This window comes from Bacillus sp. N447-1, assembly GCF_022701035.1.
Taxonomy (GTDB): domain Bacteria; phylum Bacillota; class Bacilli; order Bacillales; family Bacillaceae_G; genus Bacillus_A; species Bacillus_A cereus.
In genome coordinates, this window is record NZ_CP065509.1 from 4202695 (window position 1) to 4219953 (window position 17259).

The window sequence follows — 17259 nt, forward strand, 5'->3', positions numbered from 1 at the left end:
TAAGTTATTAATAGATTTAGCACTCAAAGACAAAGAGTGCTAACAGAGGTGATGATGAGATGCTTACGGAACGTCAGCTCTTAATTTTACAAACAATTATTGATGACTTTATTGGATCAGCGCAGCCCGTTGGGTCTAGAACGTTGGCTAAAAAAGATGAAATCACATTTAGTTCAGCTACTATTCGAAATGAAATGGCGGACTTAGAAGAATTAGGCTTTATTGAAAAAACGCACAGTTCTTCTGGACGTGTTCCTTCTGAGAAAGGCTACCGATTTTATGTAGACCATCTTTTAGCGCCGCAAAACTTACCGAACGCTGAAATTGTACAAATTAAAGATTTATTTGCTGAAAGGATTTTTGAAGCGGAAAAAATTGCACAGCAATCTGCTCAAATTTTATCAGAACTTACGAATTATACGGCAATTGTTCTTGGACCGAAGTTAAGTACAAATAAACTTAAAAATGTACAAATTGTGCCGCTTGATCGTCAAACTGCAGTCGCTATTATTGTAACCGATACAGGGCATGTACAAAGTAAAACGATTACCGTTCCGGAATCTGTTGATTTATCAGATTTAGAAAAAATGGTTAATATTTTAAATGAAAAGCTATCTGGCGTACCGATGGAAGAACTTCATAATAAAATCTTTAAGGAAATTGTTACAGTTTTACGTGGGTATGTTCATAATTACGATAGTGCAATAAAAATGTTGGATGGTACATTTCAAGTTCCGTTATCGGAAAAGATATACTTTGGAGGAAAAGCAAATATGCTTTCGCAGCCAGAGTTCCATGACATTCAAAAGGTTAGATCTTTACTTACCATGATTGATAATGAAGCCGAATTTTATGACATTTTGCGTCATAAACAAGTCGGGATTCAAGTGAAAATTGGTAGGGAAAACTCTTCGACGGCTATGGAGGATTGTAGTTTAATTTCTGCAACATATTCGATCGGCGAAGAGCAACTTGGAACAATTGCTATTTTAGGTCCTACGAGAATGCAATATTCTCGTGTAATTAGTTTGTTACAGTTATTTACGAGACAATTTACTGATGGGCTTAAAAAGTAAATGAGAGTAATACATTCGCTCAAGTGATGAAATTTTCATTGCTGTGTGTAATATATAATGCTTAGGTAATCATGCTATGCATGATACCTAATACCTTTTAAGGAGGTGAATATTGTGGAAGAGCGTAACGAACAAGTGGTAGAAGAAGTAAAAGAAGCGCAAGTTGAAGAAGCTGTCACGCCAGAAAACAGTGAAGAAACTGTAGAAGAAAAAAGTGAGGCTGCTCTTTTACAAGAAAAAGTAGATGAGTTACAAGCGAAACTAACGGAAACGGAAGGTCGCACATTACGTCTACAAGCTGATTTTGAAAATTATAAGCGCCGTGTCCAAATGGATAAACAGGCTGCTGAAAAATATAGAGCACAAAGTCTAGTTTCAGACATCTTGCCAGCTCTTGATAATTTTGAAAGAGCAATGCAAGTGGAAGCGACTGATGAGCAAACGAAATCATTGTTACAAGGTATGGAGATGGTGCATCGTCAATTGTTAGAAGCGCTGACTAAAGAAGGTGTGGAAGTGATTGAAGCTGTTGGTAAACAGTTTGATCCTAATGAACACCAAGCTATTATGCAAGTGGAAGATAGTGAATTTGAATCAAACGCGGTTGTGGAAGAATTCCAAAAAGGTTATAAATTAAAAGACCGTGTGATTCGCCCATCAATGGTAAAAGTAAATCAATAATTTACATAAAACTAGGAGGATTCGCCATGAGTAAAATTATCGGTATTGACTTAGGTACAACAAACTCTTGTGTAGCTGTTATGGAAGGTGGAGAACCAAAGGTTATCCCAAATCCAGAAGGGAACCGTACAACACCTTCTGTTGTAGCTTTCAAAAATGAAGAACGTCAAGTTGGGGAAGTTGCAAAGCGCCAAGCAATTACAAACCCAAATACAATCATGTCTGTTAAACGTCATATGGGTACAGACTACAAAGTAGAAGTTGAAGGTAAAGATTATACACCTCAAGAAATTTCTGCAATCATTTTACAAAATTTAAAAGCTTCTGCTGAAGCATACTTAGGTGAAACAGTAACGAAAGCTGTTATTACAGTACCTGCATACTTCAACGATGCAGAGCGTCAAGCAACGAAAGATGCTGGTCGTATCGCTGGTTTAGAAGTTGAGCGTATCATTAACGAGCCAACAGCAGCAGCACTTGCTTACGGTTTAGAAAAACAAGACGAAGAACAAAAAATCTTAGTATATGACTTAGGTGGCGGTACATTTGACGTATCTATCCTTGAGTTAGCAGACGGCACATTCGAAGTTATTTCAACTGCTGGTGACAACCGTCTTGGTGGCGATGACTTTGACCAAGTTATCATCGATCACTTAGTAGCTGAGTTCAAAAAAGAAAATAACATTGATTTAAGCCAAGATAAAATGGCGCTTCAACGCTTGAAAGATGCAGCTGAAAAAGCGAAAAAAGATCTTTCTGGTGTAACACAAACTCAAATTTCATTACCATTCATTAGTGCTGGAGCTGCTGGTCCATTACACTTAGAATTAACGTTAACAAGAGCGAAATTCGAAGAGCTTTCAGCAGGTCTTGTTGAAAGAACATTAGAGCCAACTCGTCGTGCATTAAAAGACGCTGGTTTTGCTCCAAGCGAATTAGATAAAGTTATTCTTGTTGGTGGATCTACTCGTATCCCAGCTGTACAAGAAGCTATTAAACGTGAAACTGGTAAAGAGCCATATAAAGGTGTAAACCCTGATGAAGTTGTAGCATTAGGTGCTGCAGTTCAAGGTGGCGTACTTACTGGTGATGTAGAAGGCGTTCTATTATTAGACGTAACTCCACTTTCTTTAGGTATTGAAACTATGGGTGGCGTGTTCACGAAATTAATCGAGCGTAACACTACAATTCCAACAAGTAAGTCACAAGTATTCTCGACAGCTGCTGATAATCAACCAGCAGTAGACATTCACGTATTACAAGGTGAGCGTCCGATGTCAGCTGACAACAAAACGTTAGGTCGTTTCCAATTAACTGACCTTCCACCAGCACCACGTGGTATTCCACAAATCGAAGTAACATTCGATATTGATGCGAACGGTATCGTTAACGTACGTGCGAAAGACTTAGGAACAAGCAAAGAGCAAGCTATTACAATCCAATCTTCTTCAGGTCTTTCTGATGAAGAAGTAGAACGTATGGTACAAGAAGCGGAAGCAAATGCTGACGCTGACCAAAAACGTAAGGAAGAAGTTGAACTTCGTAATGAAGCTGACCAACTTGTATTCCAAACAGACAAAGTTGTAAAAGATTTAGAAGGTAAAGTAGATGCAGCTGAAGTTGCAAAAGCAACAGAAGCGAAAGAAGCATTACAAGCTGCAATCGAGAAAAACGAGCTTGAAGAAATTCGTGCGAAAAAAGATGCTTTACAAGAAATCGTACAACAATTAACTGTTAAATTATACGAGCAAGCTCAAGCAGCTGCTGGTCAAGCAGAAGGTGCGCAAGGTGCACAAGACGCTGGCGCGAAGAAAGACAATGTAGTTGACGCTGAGTTTGAAGAAGTAAAAGAAGACAAGTAATTCAACTGTAAACATAATAAGTAAGATGACAAAAAGTCAAAGTCAAGCGTGCCTTGACTTTGGCTTTTTTCACGAATGAGAAGCGATGTGTGAGGATCTTAAGTTTTTCGCTTTGCATACTGTAAGTGAGGAAACTTTGTTGCAAAGCACTTTCTTTCGGTGTTAAAATTACGTTTATGTGAAAGATTCGGGGGTTGTAAATTTATGAGTAAACGAGACTATTATGAGGTCCTTGGACTTAGCAAGGGCGCTTCAACAGATGAAATAAAAAAAGCGTATCGTCGTTTGGCTAAAAAATACCATCCAGACGTAAGTAAAGAAGAAAATGCAATTGAAAAGTTTAAAGAAGTACAAGAAGCATACGAAGTGTTAAGTGATGATCAAAAGCGTGCGCAGTACGATCAATTTGGTCATGCTGGTGCAAATCAAGGATTCGGTGGATTTGGCGGCGGAGGAGACTTCGGTGGTGGCTTCGGCTTTGAAGATATATTTAGTTCTTTCTTTGGCGGTGGCGGCGGCAGACGTCGTGATCCAAATGCTCCGCGCCAAGGCGCTGACTTACAATATCAAGTCACTTTAGATTTTGAAGAAGCTATTTTTGGTAAGGAATTAAATGTAGAAATTCCAGTAGAAGATCCATGTGATACTTGTAAAGGTAGTGGAGCAAAACCAGGAACTTCAAAAGAAACATGTAAACATTGTTCAGGTTCTGGTCAAGTGAGTGTTGAACAAAACACACCGTTTGGTCGTATCGTAAACCGTCAAGCTTGTGGTCATTGTTCAGGAACTGGACAAATTATTAAAGAAAAATGTACGACATGTCACGGTTCAGGTAAAGTTCGTAAACGTAAAAAAATTAATGTTAAAATTCCAGCGGGTATTGATAATGGTCAACAAATTCGTGTGTCTGGAAAAGGTGAAGCCGGCGTAAATGGCGGACCAGCAGGAGACTTATATGTTGTTGTTCATGTAAGAAATCATGAATTCTTCGAGCGTGAAGGAGACCACATTATTTGCGAAATGCCATTAACATTTGCACAAATGGCACTTGGTGCTGAAGTGGAAGTCCCTACTGTTCATGGTAAAGTGAAGCTGAAAATCCCAGCAGGAACACAAACTGGAACAGAGTTCCGCTTAAAAGGAAAAGGTGCTCCGAACGTACGTGGATACGGTCAAGGAGATCAATATGTAGTCGTTCGTGTTGTTGTACCGACGAAATTGACTTCACAGCAAAAAGATTTATTACGTGAATTTGCAGGACAAGAAGAGCAGGATGATAGTTTATTCGGAAAGCTTAAACGTGCTTTCAAAGGGGAATAATGGAAATAAAAAATGGAGTTGGTAAATTGTGAAATGGTCAGAAATTAGTATTCATACAACAGAAGAAGCAGTAGAAGCTGTCTCTCATATTTTACATGAAGCTGGTGCTAGCGGAGTTGCGATTGAGGATCCAGCGGAGTTAACGAAAGAGCGCGAGCAACAATATGGTGAAATTTATGCATTGAATCCAGATGAATATCCGGCGGAAGGTGTATTAATAAAAGCATATTTCCCGCAAACCGATTCTTTACATGAAACGATTGCAGGTGTAAAATCATCTATTGATGTGCTTCCATCTTACGACATCGAAATTGGTACTGGAAATATTACCGTTAACGAAGTCAATGAAGAAGATTGGGCTACTGCTTGGAAAAAATATTACCATCCAGTACAAATTTCTGATACATTCACAATCGTACCGACTTGGGAAGAATATACACCATCTTCTCCTGATGAAAAAATCATTGAATTAGACCCGGGTATGGCGTTTGGTACAGGAACTCATCCAACAACAACGATGTGTATCCGTGCTTTAGAAAAAACAGTACAGCCAGGTGACGCTATTATTGATGTAGGAACAGGTTCTGGTGTACTTAGTATTGCAGCAGCAAAATTAGGTGCGTCTTCTGTTCAAGCGTATGATTTAGATCCGGTTGCGGTTGAAAGTGCAGAAATGAATGTACGTTTAAATAAAACAGATGATATCGTGTCTGTTGGACAAAATAGTCTTTTAGAAGGTATTGAAGGTCCTGTTGATTTAATCGTAGCTAACTTATTAGCAGAAATTATTCTATTATTCCCTGAAGATGCAGCAAGAGTTGTGAAGTCAGGTGGATTATTTATTACATCGGGCATTATTGCTGCGAAGGAAAAAGTAATTTCTGAGGCGCTAGAAAAAGCTGGATTTACAATTGAAGAAGTGTTACGAATGGAAGATTGGGTAGCAATTATTGCACGAAATGCGTAATATAGATTTTAGTCTATAATGAAAAGGGGAGTCTCTCACTATAAGGTGAGGGACTTGCCGTTTGTTATATGAAAAATGATAACGTTTCGTTCTTTTCGTAAGTGTTGACTTACGAAAGGAACGAAACTCTACTAAGGTGATTATATGCAACGTTATTTTGTAGAAGAGAAATATGTAAATGAGACAAGTATTCGCATTGTAGGTGATGACGTACATCATATCGCAAGAGTGATGCGTATGTCAGCTGGTGATCATATTTATTGCTGTGTAAATGGAAAAACAGCAGTATGTTCAATTGATGAAATTACCAGTGAATTTATTAATACGGCTATTGTAGAATGGGTAGAGGCGTCAAGTGAACTTCCTGTTTTCGTGACGATTGCAAGTGGACTGCCAAAAGGAGACAAGCTAGAGTTAATTTTTCAAAAAGGAACTGAGCTTGGGGCAGCTGCATTCTTACCATTTCAAGCATCTCGCTCTATCGTAAAATGGGATGCGAAAAAAGCTGATAAAAAAGTTGAGCGTTTAAGAAAAATTGTGAAAGAAGCTGCGGAACAATCACATAGAAGTGAAATTCCAGAAGTACATGCTCCAGCATCATTTAAGCAATTGCTTTCAATGAGTGGTGAGTATGATGCTTGTCTTGTTGCTTACGAAGAGGAAGCAAAACAAGGCGAGAAATCTAATTTTGCGAAAGCTTTAACGACAATGAAACCAGGTCAAAAGCTATTGATTGTATTTGGCCCAGAAGGCGGTTTAGCTGAGGAAGAGATTACAGCGCTTCGTGAACATAAATTTGTACCATGTAGTTTAGGACCAAGAATTTTAAGAACAGAAACGGCGCCGTTATACGCGTTAAGTGCTGCTTCGTATCATTTTGAATTGATGGGGTGATGATCAATGTCAACTGTTGCGTTCCATACGTTAGGTTGTAAAGTAAACCACTATGAAACAGAAGCCATTTGGCAATTGTTTAAACAAGGTGGTTATGAAAGAACAGAATATGAAAAGAAAGCTGATGTATATGTTATTAACACATGTACAGTAACGAATACTGGGGACAAAAAAAGCCGTCAAGTAATCAGACGTGCTGTGCGTCAAAATCCAGATGCAGTTATTTGTGTAACGGGATGTTATGCACAAACATCTCCAGCTGAAATTATGGCGATCCCGGGTGTGGATATTGTAGTTGGTACACAGGATCGTGAAAAGATGTTAGGTTACATCGAAGAATTCCGTAAAGAGCGTCAACCAATTAATGCTGTCCGCAATATTATGAAAACACGTGTGTACGAAGAACTTGATGTACCTTATTTCACGGATCGTACACGTGCGTCTTTAAAAATACAAGAGGGTTGCAATAACTTCTGTACATTCTGTATCATTCCTTGGGCGCGCGGTTTAATGCGTTCTCGTGATGGAAAAGAAGTTATTAAACAAGCGCAACAATTAGTGGATGCAGGCTATAAAGAAATCGTATTAACGGGTATTCATACAGGTGGATACGGCGAAGACATAAAAGATTATAACTTAGCTGGATTACTTCGTGATATGGAAGCGGAAGTAGGCGGATTAAAACGTCTTCGTATTTCTTCTATTGAAGCGAGTCAAATTTCAGATGAAGTAATTGAAGTGTTAGATAAATCTGAAGTAGTTGTACGCCACTTGCATATTCCGTTGCAATCTGGTTCTAATACTGTATTAAAACGTATGCGTCGTAAATATACGATGGAATTCTTCCAAGAGCGTTTAGATCGTTTGAAAGAAGCGTTACCAGGCCTTGCGATTACATCTGACGTAATCGTTGGTTTCCCAGGTGAAACAGAAGAAGAATTCATGGAAACATACAATTTCATTAAAGAGAACCGCTTCTCTGAGTTACATGTGTTCCCTTACTCAAAACGTACAGGAACACCTGCAGCGCGCATGGAAGATCAAGTTCCTGAAGATGTGAAGAACGATCGTGTTCATCGTTTAATTGAGCTATCTAATCAATTAGCGAAAGAGTACGCATCAGCGTTTGAAGGTGAAGTGCTTGAAATCATTCCGGAAGAGCAATTTAAAGAGGGCGACCGTGAAGGGTTATATGTAGGTTATACAGATAACTACTTGAAAATTGTATTTGAAGGATCAGAAGAATTAATTGGTAAGCTAGTGAAAGTGAAAATTACGAAAGCTGGTTATCCATATAACGAAGCGCAATTTGTTCGTGTTCTTGAAGATGATGTGAAAAAAGAATCAGCTAGCGCATAAAAAGAGCGTGCAACCGGAAACGGTTTGCATGCTTTCTTTATTTGAAGCGGTTAAGTAATAGAAGGTGGGGAGGCGTTTCATGCATCCCTGTATGAAAAAAGATGAAATGATAAAAATATAGTTGTCTTCATCAGTGAAGGATACTAGTTATTTGCATAACTTTTGAAAAGGAAATGCTTCTATTCTTCTTTTATTCTGCCAAATAGTTGACCTGAAGTGATAAAATGTATTATAATCGTAAAAGACATGCTGAAGAAGTGTTTCTTTTTGCATGCTGAAGTTAGTATGTAAGTGTGATGTTTCGGAGGGAGGGAAAGAGAATGTCAAAAACAGTCGTTCGTAAAAACGAGTCTTTGGAGGATGCACTTCGCCGTTTTAAAAGATCGGTTTCTAAAACTGGTACACTTGCTGAAGCAAGAAAGCGCGAGTTTTATGAAAAACCAAGTGTAAAACGTAAGAAGAAATCTGAAGCGGCAAGAAAGCGTAAATTCTAAGAGAGGGTGTAAGTTATGAGTCTTCTCGGTCGTTTAAACGATGATATGAAACAAGCGATGAAGAATAAACAAAAAGAAAAATTAACCGTTATTCGTATGGTTAAGGCTGCTTTACAAAATGAAGGTATTAAACTGCAACATACTCTTACTGAAGAAGAGGAAATAACAGTTTTAGCTCGTGAAGTAAAACAGTATAAGGACTCCCTCCTTGAATTTAAAAAAGCTGGTCGTGAAGACCTTGTTAATAAACTGCAAAGTGAAATTCAGATTTTAAGCGCATATTTGCCAGAGCAATTAACTGAAGAAGAACTAGTTGATGTAATCAAGCAAGTTATTTCTGAAGTTGGTGCGACTTCTAAAGCAGATATGGGTAAGGTGATGACTGCTGTTATGCCGAAAGTAAAAGGTAAAACAGACGGATCACTTGTGAATAAGCTGGTTATCCAGCTATTAGCATAAAAAAACGTCTCATTTCGTATGAGACGTTTTTTTATTGTTCTGATTAAGGAGAAACGCTATATTGCTTAAAAAGCGTTTCTGTAAGTGATAGAAACCCCTCTAGTTAAAGTTTCAATTTATTATTTCCTTGTATAATTCCGATTCTACACCTATTCTTACTTCCTTGACTAAAACTTCTTTCGCGAATAAAAGCTAAGTACCGAGCCTTCTGAAACTCAGATTGAAGTTTTATAGCTTGCTCTTCAGCATAATCCTCAAAGGTAACGAAAGAGATTCTAACTATTTTAGATTTTGCATCAGTTGCATAAAATGGCTGGATATTACTGTCGGTAACTTGTTTTATAACATTCAAAACTTCTTGACCAAAGCCGATTTCCTTTCGTATTTCCTCATTTATTAATTCATTTTTTAATGAACCCTAATATTTTTTGAAATTCATATAACAACCATCTATAAAATATTCTTACTTACAACGTAACATTCAGAGTGAAGAAATTTTCTTTTTTTTTGATTTTATCCCGCATTAACGGGTAGCCCGATTGGTGAGGATTGATTATAGTTTTACTTTATCTCAGTTGTCCAATAAATGACAACTACTTATTCTATGGTCAGTATGTCACGTCCAGAACGAATTGTAACAGGTTTTTTCAAGTTTCCCACTTCTCGCTAGGCTCAATTTCTTAATGTAACTTGTACTGATATCCTGTAGAGGCGCATATTCTTGTATTAATACTTCTATTATTAAAGGTAACATCCTCTGATCCATCATTGTCCTGACAAATATGATTTCATATAGCGACTGTTTTAATTAACATGATATGAACTCTTGCAGAATATAGTTATGTTAGTGAAGTCGTTATAACACGATAGGCACTTGTGAAGAAATACATATATATGGGATGAGAGGGGGTCTTTCGAGATGAAGAAATTAGAACAAATGAAAAATTGGTTGACAAAACAAGTAGACCTACCAGTGGATGTATTAATGGATCTACCTCGGATTACTCTTGTTGGGCAAATACATATTTATATAGAAAATCATCGGGGGTTATTAGTGTTTTCAGATAAAGAAGTGCGATTGCTTTTAAAACACGGTCAATTATTAATTAAAGGACAATCCTTTGTTATTAAAACGATTCTTCCAGAAGAGCTTTTACTCGAGGGGATAATTGAGCAAGTAACATTTTTAGAAAATGAAAAAAAAGGTGATTGAAGTGAAACTTCCATTTGTGAAGTTTTTCTTCTTTATCCTGTAAAAGTTCCGTTGATAGAGACTGATTACAGTTTTACTCTGTTTTATTTTAGTACGAGCTATTTTAATGCTTCAAATAAAAAGTAGTATATCTACTTTTAGAAAGGTAGTGAAGGTGGTAAATGAAAAATAAATGGTTTATAAAGTGGCTTGGATATGTAAAAGTGCGAATTGAAGGTAGAGGAGCGGAACGGTTTGTTAATGAATGTGTACGGAGGAATTTATTAGTTTGGGATGTTAAAAAGATAGCTGATGAAACGTTAGTTTTTTGTATGTTGTTACGCGATGTGAAAAAAATAAAACCAATTTATAGAAAAAATGAATGTAAATTATATTTTATTGGACGTTATGGTTTTCCTTTTTGGAATAAACGTTTAATTAAAAACAGTGGATTTTTAATTGGTTTTTTAATTTTCTTTTTTGGTGTGATTGCAATGTCAAATATGGTTTGGAAAATTGAAATTACAGGAGCTAAACCTGAAACAGAATATATATTGATGAAAGAATTGGATAAAATGGGTATTAAAAAAGGGAAACTACAATTTCAAATGCCGAATGTAGAAGATGTACAACGCCATTTGACAGATAATATTAATGCCATTACTTGGGCGGGACTAGAAGTAAGGGGAACGACTTATCATTTTAAAATTGTTGAAAAAAACGAACCGAAGAAAGAAAAGGAACAAAGGCCGCAAAATTTAGTAGCAAAAAAAGAAGCGATTATTACAAAAACGTTTGTAGAAGTTGGAAAGCCGGTTGTACTGAAAAATGATCATGTAGAAAAAGGACAGATTCTCGTATCGGGAATATATGGTAATGAGGAAAGTCCGACGATTGTTTCAGCGAAAGGTATTGTATATGGCGAAACGTGGTATACATCTAAGGTGGATGTCCCGTTAAAGACGCAATTCCAAGTGTATACTGGTAATGTATACAATGAACATTTTCTTAAATTCGGGGATACGAAAATAAAAATATGGGGATTTCAGCATGATAAGTATAAACGCTCTCGTACTGAAAGTGTAAAGCATGATGTGAAATTATTTGGTTTTACACTGCCGATTGCATATGAAAAAGATGTTGTGAGAGAAGAGGAAGAAGCGAATCGAGAATATACAGAAAAGCAAGCGCTGAAAGTAGCGAAGGAGATGGCCGAAAAAGAACTAAAGAAAAAATTGGATGAACATGCTATGATTGTAAGTGATAAGATTTTGAGTAAAGAGGTTGAGGCGGATCAACTAAAAGTTACATTGCATTATACTGTGGTTGAAAATATTGCAGAGCCACAACCAATATCCGAATCCGATATTCAAGGAGACTGAGTAATGGCAGAACAATTAGTAGAAATGAACCAACAATTGGAAAATGCTAACGAAGCAATCGCTCTTTTTGGAGTTAATGATGCGCATTTAAAAGTAATTGAACGAGAACTGAATGTATCGATCGTAACTAGAGGAGAAACTGTTCATGTATCTGGGGCAGTTGAAACGGTGGCACTCGTAGAAAAAATCTTACAGCAATTACTTGTTGTAATTCGTAAAAGTATATCAATTTCAGAGAGAGATGTTGCGTATGCGATTCAGCTTGCACAACAAGGGAAAATTGCTCAATTTGAAGAGTTATATGAGGAAGAAATTTTCAAGACTGCAAAAGGTAAATCCATTCGTGTAAAAACAATGGGGCAAAGAAGATATATTCATGCGATGAAGAAGAATGATATTGTCTTTGGGATAGGGCCTGCAGGAACTGGAAAAACATATTTAGCTGTAGTAATGGCTGTGAGGGCTTTAAAACAAGGATATGTAAAGAAAATTATTTTAACAAGACCTGCTGTAGAAGCTGGAGAAAATTTAGGTTTTTTACCAGGGGATTTGAAAGAGAAGGTAGATCCATACTTACGCCCGTTATATGATGCTTTACATGATATTCTTGGACAAGAATATACGCAGCGTATGATGGAGCGAGGAGTAATTGAAATAGCTCCGCTTGCTTATATGAGGGGGCGTACGCTTGATGATTCATTTGTTATTTTAGATGAGGCTCAAAATACAACGGGTGCTCAAATAAAAATGTTTTTAACAAGATTAGGTTTTAGTTCTAAAATGGTTATTACAGGGGACCCTTCACAAGTAGACTTGCCAAAAGGGGTAAAATCAGGGCTATCTATAGCTGCTAATATTTTATCTGGTGTATCAGGTCTGTCATTTATTACATTAGAACAAACGGACGTTGTGAGACATCCATTGGTGCAACGTATTATTGAGGCATATGATAAAATGGAATGATCCTATTTGTCAGGATCATTTCTTTTTGTATGATAAGGTTGGCGAACGTCATATTTTTTACTATCATGAAAGATAAGGAAAATAAACTATTGGTACTAGTGTATAAAATATTGCCTCAAAGTATCGTTTGGTAGAAGAAATGAAAGCTATAAATAGTTTCACTTTATTTCTGGAGAGGAGAAGGTATTGAAATCATGTCAAGATCTCAAGAAATTTCTAAGTGGTTTCGTAATTTACAACATTCGAAAAAACTAAGTTGGATTTCTTACGTTGTGTTAGGAGCAGTGCTGTTTTTTGCGCTTATGAATAATGTAAAACCAGAACAATTAGATGTTAATATGTATTCTATTGCGAAAAAGACAATCCATTCTCCTATAAAAATCGAAGATAAAGTTACAACGGATAAAAAGAAAAAAGAAGCCGCTACAAAAGTTGAAGATCAATATACATATAAAAGTGAGTATAAACAAAACAAAGTTGATATTGTGAATGACGTCTTTGCTAAAGTGGATGAAGTGGTGCAAGAGATTAAAGCTGTTGGACCGGATGATCAAAAAAAGATGACTGATGCTGAGAAAGTGGACAAGTTAAAAAAGAAACTACCCGCTGACTTAACGAAAGAGTTATCTGATTCAAACTTACTGAATTTGATTAATGCAGATCCGAGCCAATTAGTATTAGCGAAAGATGCTGCGGTCACAGCGATTAATAGTATCATGACTGAGCATATTAAAATGGACGAATTGAAAGATGCGAAAGAACGATATGTAAGTGAGATGAATAGTGTTAATGTTGATAATGGTTTAAAAGAATCAATTAAGGCGCTAGGAAGATATGCAATTTCAGCTAACTATTTTTATGACCCAATCTTAACGAAAGAGAAGAGAAAAGCAGAGGAAGATTTAGTTCCACCTGTTTATATTCTTCAAGGACAAGTTCTTGTTAGAGAAGGTGAAACAATTTCAAGTGATGTGTATAATCAGTTGAAATTAGTTGGTTTGTTAGAAAAAGGGAACGGTTTTCAACCTTATGTTGGATTAGCGGTACTCATTGGTGTGTTACTATACTTTATGCATAAACAATTTGAATTATTTTTAAAGAGAAAAAGAGAAGATAGACCGTATGTTTTAGCGTATATTACAATTTTGTCTATCACAATCGTCTTAATGAAAATCATTAGTTTGTTTCAAAAACTTGAATACGCAGGGATTGCATATGTTGTCCCGGTTGCGATGGGAACAATACTTGTAAAACTAATGATTGGTGATCGATTTGTCTTTTTAACGAGTATGATTTTTTCTGTATGCGGAAGTATTATGTTTAATGAAGGAGTAACGAGTACATTAAATTATAGTGTAGGGATTTACGTATTGTTAAGTTCGTTATCGGTTAGTATTTTCTTGCGAGAAAAAAATCGTCGTACAATGATTTTACAAGCTGGTATACTCGTTTCTGTATTAAATGTAGTCGTATTGGCGGCGCTTTTATTATTACGTAATGGGAATTTTTCGCCTCTTGAAATTGGTACGCAATTATTAATGGCTTCACTTTCAGGGATTATATCATCCGTTTTGGCTATGGGGATTTTACCATATTTAGAAAGTGGACTTGGAATCGTATCAAGTATGAAGCTTATGGAACTATCAAGTCCAAATCATCCGCTTTTACGCAGAATTTTGTTAGAAGCGCCAGGGACATATCATCATAGTGTAATGGTAGCGAATCTTTCTGAGGCTGCTTGTGAAGCAGTTGGGGCAAATGGTGTATTAGCGCGTGTAGGGGCATATTATCATGATGTAGGAAAAACAGTACAACCGCAATTCTTTATTGAAAACCAAATGGGAATTAAAAACCCGCATGATAAATTAGATCCTGTAACGAGTAAAGATATTATAATTGCTCACGTAACGGATGGAGTAAGAATGCTCGAAGAATATCATATTCCACAAGAAATTATTGATATCGCTGGGCAACATCACGGTACAACGTTACTGAAATATTTTTATTATAAAGCTATTAAAGAAGATAAAGAAAAATATACAGAAGAGATGTTCCGTTATCCAGGTTCAAAAGCAACTTCGAAAGAATCGGCAATTGTTGGTATTGCTGATAGTGTAGAAGCTGCGGTACGTTCTATGAATCACCCAACGCCAGAACAAATTAATAATTTGGTGCAAAGTATTATTAAAGATCGACTGCAAGACGGTCAATTTAGTGAATGTGATTTGACGTTTAAGGAACTACAAATCGTTGGAAAAACGTTGTGTGAAACGTTAAATGGTATTTTCCATTCGCGTATTACATATCCGGAACCTCCGGAAGAAAAGGAGAAAGAATGAATTTGTTAATTGATTTTATTGATGAAACAGAAGAAGTAAAAGAAGAGTATATGAGTTTAATTCGTGAAGTGTTAGAAAAAGCAGCTCAAATGGAAAATATCGAGGATGGTGCGGAGGTATCGGTGACATTTGTAGATAATGAGCGCATTAGAGAAATTAATCGTGATTACCGAGATAAAGATCAACCTACAGATGTAATATCCTTTGCCATGGAAGAGATGGGAGAAGGAGAAATGGAGATTGTTGGTGCAGAGATGCCGCGCATGTTAGGGGATCTTATTATCTCTATTCCAAGGGCGAAAGAGCAAGCTGAAGAGTACGGACATTCTTTCGATCGTGAACTTGGATTTTTGGCGTTACATGGCTTTTTACATTTACTTGGTTATGATCACATGACAGAAGAAGATGAAAAAGAAATGTTCGGAAGACAAAAAGAAATTTTAGAAGCTTTTGGATTAGGACGATGAAAAAAGGAAAACTTATAGATAGTTTTGGATATGCTATAGCTGGTATATTCTTTTGTTTTCGTCATGAACGAAATATGAAAATCCATTATTTAGCCGCAGTCATTGTTATATGCTGCGGCTTTTATTTCCATATTACGAAAATAGAGTGGATGATATTACTTATTGTAATAGGGAGTGTAATGAGTTTAGAGATGGTAAATACGGCTGTGGAAAAAACGGTAGATTTAGCGACTGCCGATATTCATCCGTTTGCAAAAATTGCAAAGGATGTTGCGGCAGGAGCGGTTTTATTGTTTGCAATTATAGCTGTTATAATTGGTGCTATTATCTTTTTACCGTATATGGTATAGTTGCATTCCGAAGCTTTTATTAAGCTTTGGAAGTGCCGTAAGGGCCTTTAATGAGAGAGTGTATCTCTTCATAGCTGTGAACAGGAAGGATGCGGGAATATGAATAGTAAACAATTAATTCTAGAAGCAATCGAAGCGCGTAAACAAGCGTACGTACCATATTCTAAATTTCAAGTAGGTGCAGCATTATTAACGCGCGATGGAAAAGTGTATCGTGGATGTAATGTTGAGAATGCATCATATGGCTTATGTAATTGTGCTGAAAGAACAGCTTTATTTAAGGCCGTTTCTGAAGGGGATAACGAATTTGTAGCCATTGCGGTTGTAGCAGATACAAAGCGTCCAGTACCTCCTTGTGGAGCATGTCGACAAGTTATGGTAGAATTATGTAAACAGGATACGAAAGTATACTTATCAAACTTACATGGTGACGTTCAAGAGACGACAGTCGGAGAATTGTTACCAGGAGCATTTTTAGCGGAGGATTTACATGAATAGAAAAGGTTATAAATCAGGTTTTGTCTCTATTATTGGCAGACCGAATGTTGGAAAATCTACATTTTTAAACCGTATTATCGGCCAGAAAATTGCTATTATGAGTGATAAGCCACAAACGACTCGTAATAAAATTCAAGGTGTATATACAGAAAATGATGCACAAGTTATTTTCATTGATACACCAGGAATACATAAACCTAAACATAAATTAGGCGACTTCATGGTAAAGATGGCGCAAACGACATTAAAAGAAGTTGATATTGTTCTGTTTATGGTTAATGCAGTTGAAGGATTTGGTCGTGGTGAGGAATTCATCATTGAGAAATTAAAAGAAACGAAACAACCAGTATTTTTAGTCATTAATAAAATTGACCAACTTCATCCAGAGCAATTACTAGAGTTAATTGATCAATATCGTAAACTACATGAATTTGCAGAGATTGTACCAATTTCTGCGTTAGACGGTAATAATGTGGACGCTTTAATTGGAACAATTAAAAAGTATTTACCAGAAGGGCCACAATACTATCCAGAGAATCAAGTAACGGATCATCCGGAGAGATTTATTATTGCAGAGCTTATTCGTGAGAAAGTACTACATTTAACACGTGAAGAAGTGCCGCATTCTGTGGCTGTTGTTATCGATGCGATTCAAAAGCGTGAGGGCGGGGCAGTTTATATAAATGCAACGATTGTTGTTGAACGTGCATCACAAAAAGGAATCATCATCGGAAAACAAGGAAAAATGTTAAAAGAAGTTGGTAAGCGAGCTCGTTTTGATATTGAAGCGCTACTTGGTTCTAAAGTATTTTTGGAAGTATGGGTAAAAGTGCAAAAAGATTGGCGTAATAAAATGTCTCAGCTTCGTGACCTAGGTTTCCGCGAGGATGAGTACTAAAATAGAGTAAAGTTGTAATCAGTGGATGGTTGGTTCATCCACTGATTATTGGTTTTTA

The 17259-nt window shown here is 36.7% G+C and carries 17 protein-coding genes; all 17 read left to right on the plus strand.

What is annotated here, in order from left to right; all coding sequences use genetic code 11:
* Positions 1-59 precede the first annotated feature (59 nt).
* The 17 genes from hrcA (at position 60) to era (ending at position 17201) form a co-directional block, all read left to right on the plus strand.
* Complete coding sequence (gene hrcA, locus IQ781_RS21335) at positions 60-1076, plus strand: heat-inducible transcriptional repressor HrcA (protein WP_000954941.1); 1017 nt, start codon at positions 60-62, stop codon at positions 1074-1076.
* Positions 1077-1190: 114 nt separating this feature from the next.
* Positions 1191-1757, plus strand: a complete 567-nt coding sequence (gene grpE / locus IQ781_RS21340) for a nucleotide exchange factor GrpE (protein ID WP_000392711.1) — start codon at positions 1191-1193, stop codon at positions 1755-1757.
* A 26-nt stretch (positions 1758-1783) separates the two neighbouring features.
* Positions 1784-3619 carry a chaperone protein DnaK gene (gene dnaK, locus IQ781_RS21345; RefSeq protein ID WP_000034700.1) on the plus strand — a complete coding sequence of 612 codons (1836 nt, stop codon included), beginning with the start codon at positions 1784-1786 and terminating at the stop codon, positions 3617-3619.
* Between the two features lie 204 nt (positions 3620-3823).
* Positions 3824-4939: a chaperone protein DnaJ gene (dnaJ, locus tag IQ781_RS21350; protein ID WP_000043946.1), complete on the plus strand. Its 1116-nt coding sequence runs from the start codon at positions 3824-3826 to the stop codon at positions 4937-4939.
* A 28-nt stretch (positions 4940-4967) separates the two neighbouring features.
* Positions 4968-5906, plus strand: a complete 939-nt coding sequence (prmA, locus tag IQ781_RS21355) for a 50S ribosomal protein L11 methyltransferase (protein WP_000872097.1) — start codon at positions 4968-4970, stop codon at positions 5904-5906.
* A 144-nt stretch (positions 5907-6050) separates the two neighbouring features.
* Positions 6051-6800 (plus strand): 16S rRNA (uracil(1498)-N(3))-methyltransferase, encoded by a 750-nt coding sequence (locus tag IQ781_RS21360; protein ID WP_001190154.1) that lies wholly within the window; start codon positions 6051-6053, stop codon positions 6798-6800.
* A gap of 6 nt (positions 6801-6806) precedes the next feature.
* Positions 6807-8159, plus strand: a complete 1353-nt coding sequence (gene mtaB / locus IQ781_RS21365; protein ID WP_000108680.1) for a tRNA (N(6)-L-threonylcarbamoyladenosine(37)-C(2))-methylthiotransferase MtaB — start codon at positions 6807-6809, stop codon at positions 8157-8159.
* A 320-nt stretch (positions 8160-8479) separates the two neighbouring features.
* Complete coding sequence (gene rpsU, locus IQ781_RS21370) at positions 8480-8653, plus strand: 30S ribosomal protein S21 (protein WP_000048061.1); 174 nt, start codon at positions 8480-8482, stop codon at positions 8651-8653.
* A 15-nt stretch (positions 8654-8668) separates the two neighbouring features.
* Positions 8669-9112: a GatB/YqeY domain-containing protein gene (locus IQ781_RS21375; protein ID WP_000054562.1), complete on the plus strand. Its 444-nt coding sequence runs from the start codon at positions 8669-8671 to the stop codon at positions 9110-9112.
* Between the two features lie 919 nt (positions 9113-10031).
* Positions 10032-10325: a sporulation protein YqfC gene (yqfC, locus tag IQ781_RS21380; RefSeq protein ID WP_000732269.1), complete on the plus strand. Its 294-nt coding sequence runs from the start codon at positions 10032-10034 to the stop codon at positions 10323-10325.
* A 161-nt stretch (positions 10326-10486) separates the two neighbouring features.
* Positions 10487-11686 carry a sporulation protein YqfD gene (yqfD, locus tag IQ781_RS21385; RefSeq protein ID WP_000792498.1) on the plus strand — a complete coding sequence of 400 codons (1200 nt, stop codon included), beginning with the start codon at positions 10487-10489 and terminating at the stop codon, positions 11684-11686.
* A 3-nt stretch (positions 11687-11689) separates the two neighbouring features.
* Positions 11690-12649 (plus strand): PhoH family protein, encoded by a 960-nt coding sequence (locus tag IQ781_RS21390; protein ID WP_000840501.1) that lies wholly within the window; start codon positions 11690-11692, stop codon positions 12647-12649.
* Positions 12650-12843: 194 nt separating this feature from the next.
* On the plus strand, positions 12844-14988 hold the full coding sequence (locus IQ781_RS21395) for an HD family phosphohydrolase (RefSeq protein WP_000091510.1): 2145 nt from the start codon (positions 12844-12846) through the stop codon (positions 14986-14988).
* Positions 14985-15455 carry an rRNA maturation RNase YbeY gene (ybeY, locus tag IQ781_RS21400; protein WP_001050397.1) on the plus strand — a complete coding sequence of 157 codons (471 nt, stop codon included), beginning with the start codon at positions 14985-14987 and terminating at the stop codon, positions 15453-15455. The genes IQ781_RS21395 and ybeY overlap by 4 nt, the downstream gene beginning before the upstream one ends.
* Positions 15452-15805, plus strand: a complete 354-nt coding sequence (locus tag IQ781_RS21405; RefSeq protein ID WP_000715464.1) for a diacylglycerol kinase family protein — start codon at positions 15452-15454, stop codon at positions 15803-15805. The genes ybeY and IQ781_RS21405 overlap by 4 nt, the downstream gene beginning before the upstream one ends.
* Positions 15806-15904: 99 nt before the next feature.
* Positions 15905-16303 (plus strand): cytidine deaminase, encoded by a 399-nt coding sequence (locus tag IQ781_RS21410; RefSeq protein ID WP_001086283.1) that lies wholly within the window; start codon positions 15905-15907, stop codon positions 16301-16303.
* Complete coding sequence (era, locus tag IQ781_RS21415; RefSeq protein ID WP_001080230.1) at positions 16296-17201, plus strand: GTPase Era; 906 nt, start codon at positions 16296-16298, stop codon at positions 17199-17201. The genes IQ781_RS21410 and era overlap by 8 nt, the downstream gene beginning before the upstream one ends.
* Positions 17202-17259: the final 58 nt, after the last annotated feature.

What these genes read in the sequence shown, in the direction of transcription:
- hrcA (WP_000954941.1), top strand. Translation starts at nt 60, where the DNA reads ATGCTTACGGAACGTCAGCTCTTAATTTTACAAACAATTATTGATGAC.
- dnaK (WP_000034700.1), top strand. Translation starts at nt 1,784, where the DNA reads ATGAGTAAAATTATCGGTATTGACTTAGGTACAACAAACTCTTGTGTA.
- dnaJ (WP_000043946.1), top strand. Translation starts at nt 3,824, where the DNA reads ATGAGTAAACGAGACTATTATGAGGTCCTTGGACTTAGCAAGGGCGCT.
- IQ781_RS21360 (WP_001190154.1), top strand. Translation starts at nt 6,051, where the DNA reads ATGCAACGTTATTTTGTAGAAGAGAAATATGTAAATGAGACAAGTATT.
- mtaB (WP_000108680.1), top strand. Translation starts at nt 6,807, where the DNA reads ATGTCAACTGTTGCGTTCCATACGTTAGGTTGTAAAGTAAACCACTAT.
- rpsU (WP_000048061.1), top strand. Translation starts at nt 8,480, where the DNA reads ATGTCAAAAACAGTCGTTCGTAAAAACGAGTCTTTGGAGGATGCACTT.
- IQ781_RS21375 (WP_000054562.1), top strand. Translation starts at nt 8,669, where the DNA reads ATGAGTCTTCTCGGTCGTTTAAACGATGATATGAAACAAGCGATGAAG.
- yqfC (WP_000732269.1), top strand. Translation starts at nt 10,032, where the DNA reads ATGAAGAAATTAGAACAAATGAAAAATTGGTTGACAAAACAAGTAGAC.
- yqfD (WP_000792498.1), top strand. Translation starts at nt 10,487, where the DNA reads ATGAAAAATAAATGGTTTATAAAGTGGCTTGGATATGTAAAAGTGCGA.
- IQ781_RS21390 (WP_000840501.1), top strand. Translation starts at nt 11,690, where the DNA reads ATGGCAGAACAATTAGTAGAAATGAACCAACAATTGGAAAATGCTAAC.
- IQ781_RS21395 (WP_000091510.1), top strand. Translation starts at nt 12,844, where the DNA reads ATGTCAAGATCTCAAGAAATTTCTAAGTGGTTTCGTAATTTACAACAT.
- ybeY (WP_001050397.1), top strand. Translation starts at nt 14,985, where the DNA reads ATGAATTTGTTAATTGATTTTATTGATGAAACAGAAGAAGTAAAAGAA.
- IQ781_RS21405 (WP_000715464.1), top strand. Translation starts at nt 15,452, where the DNA reads ATGAAAAAAGGAAAACTTATAGATAGTTTTGGATATGCTATAGCTGGT.
- IQ781_RS21410 (WP_001086283.1), top strand. Translation starts at nt 15,905, where the DNA reads ATGAATAGTAAACAATTAATTCTAGAAGCAATCGAAGCGCGTAAACAA.
- era (WP_001080230.1), top strand. Translation starts at nt 16,296, where the DNA reads ATGAATAGAAAAGGTTATAAATCAGGTTTTGTCTCTATTATTGGCAGA.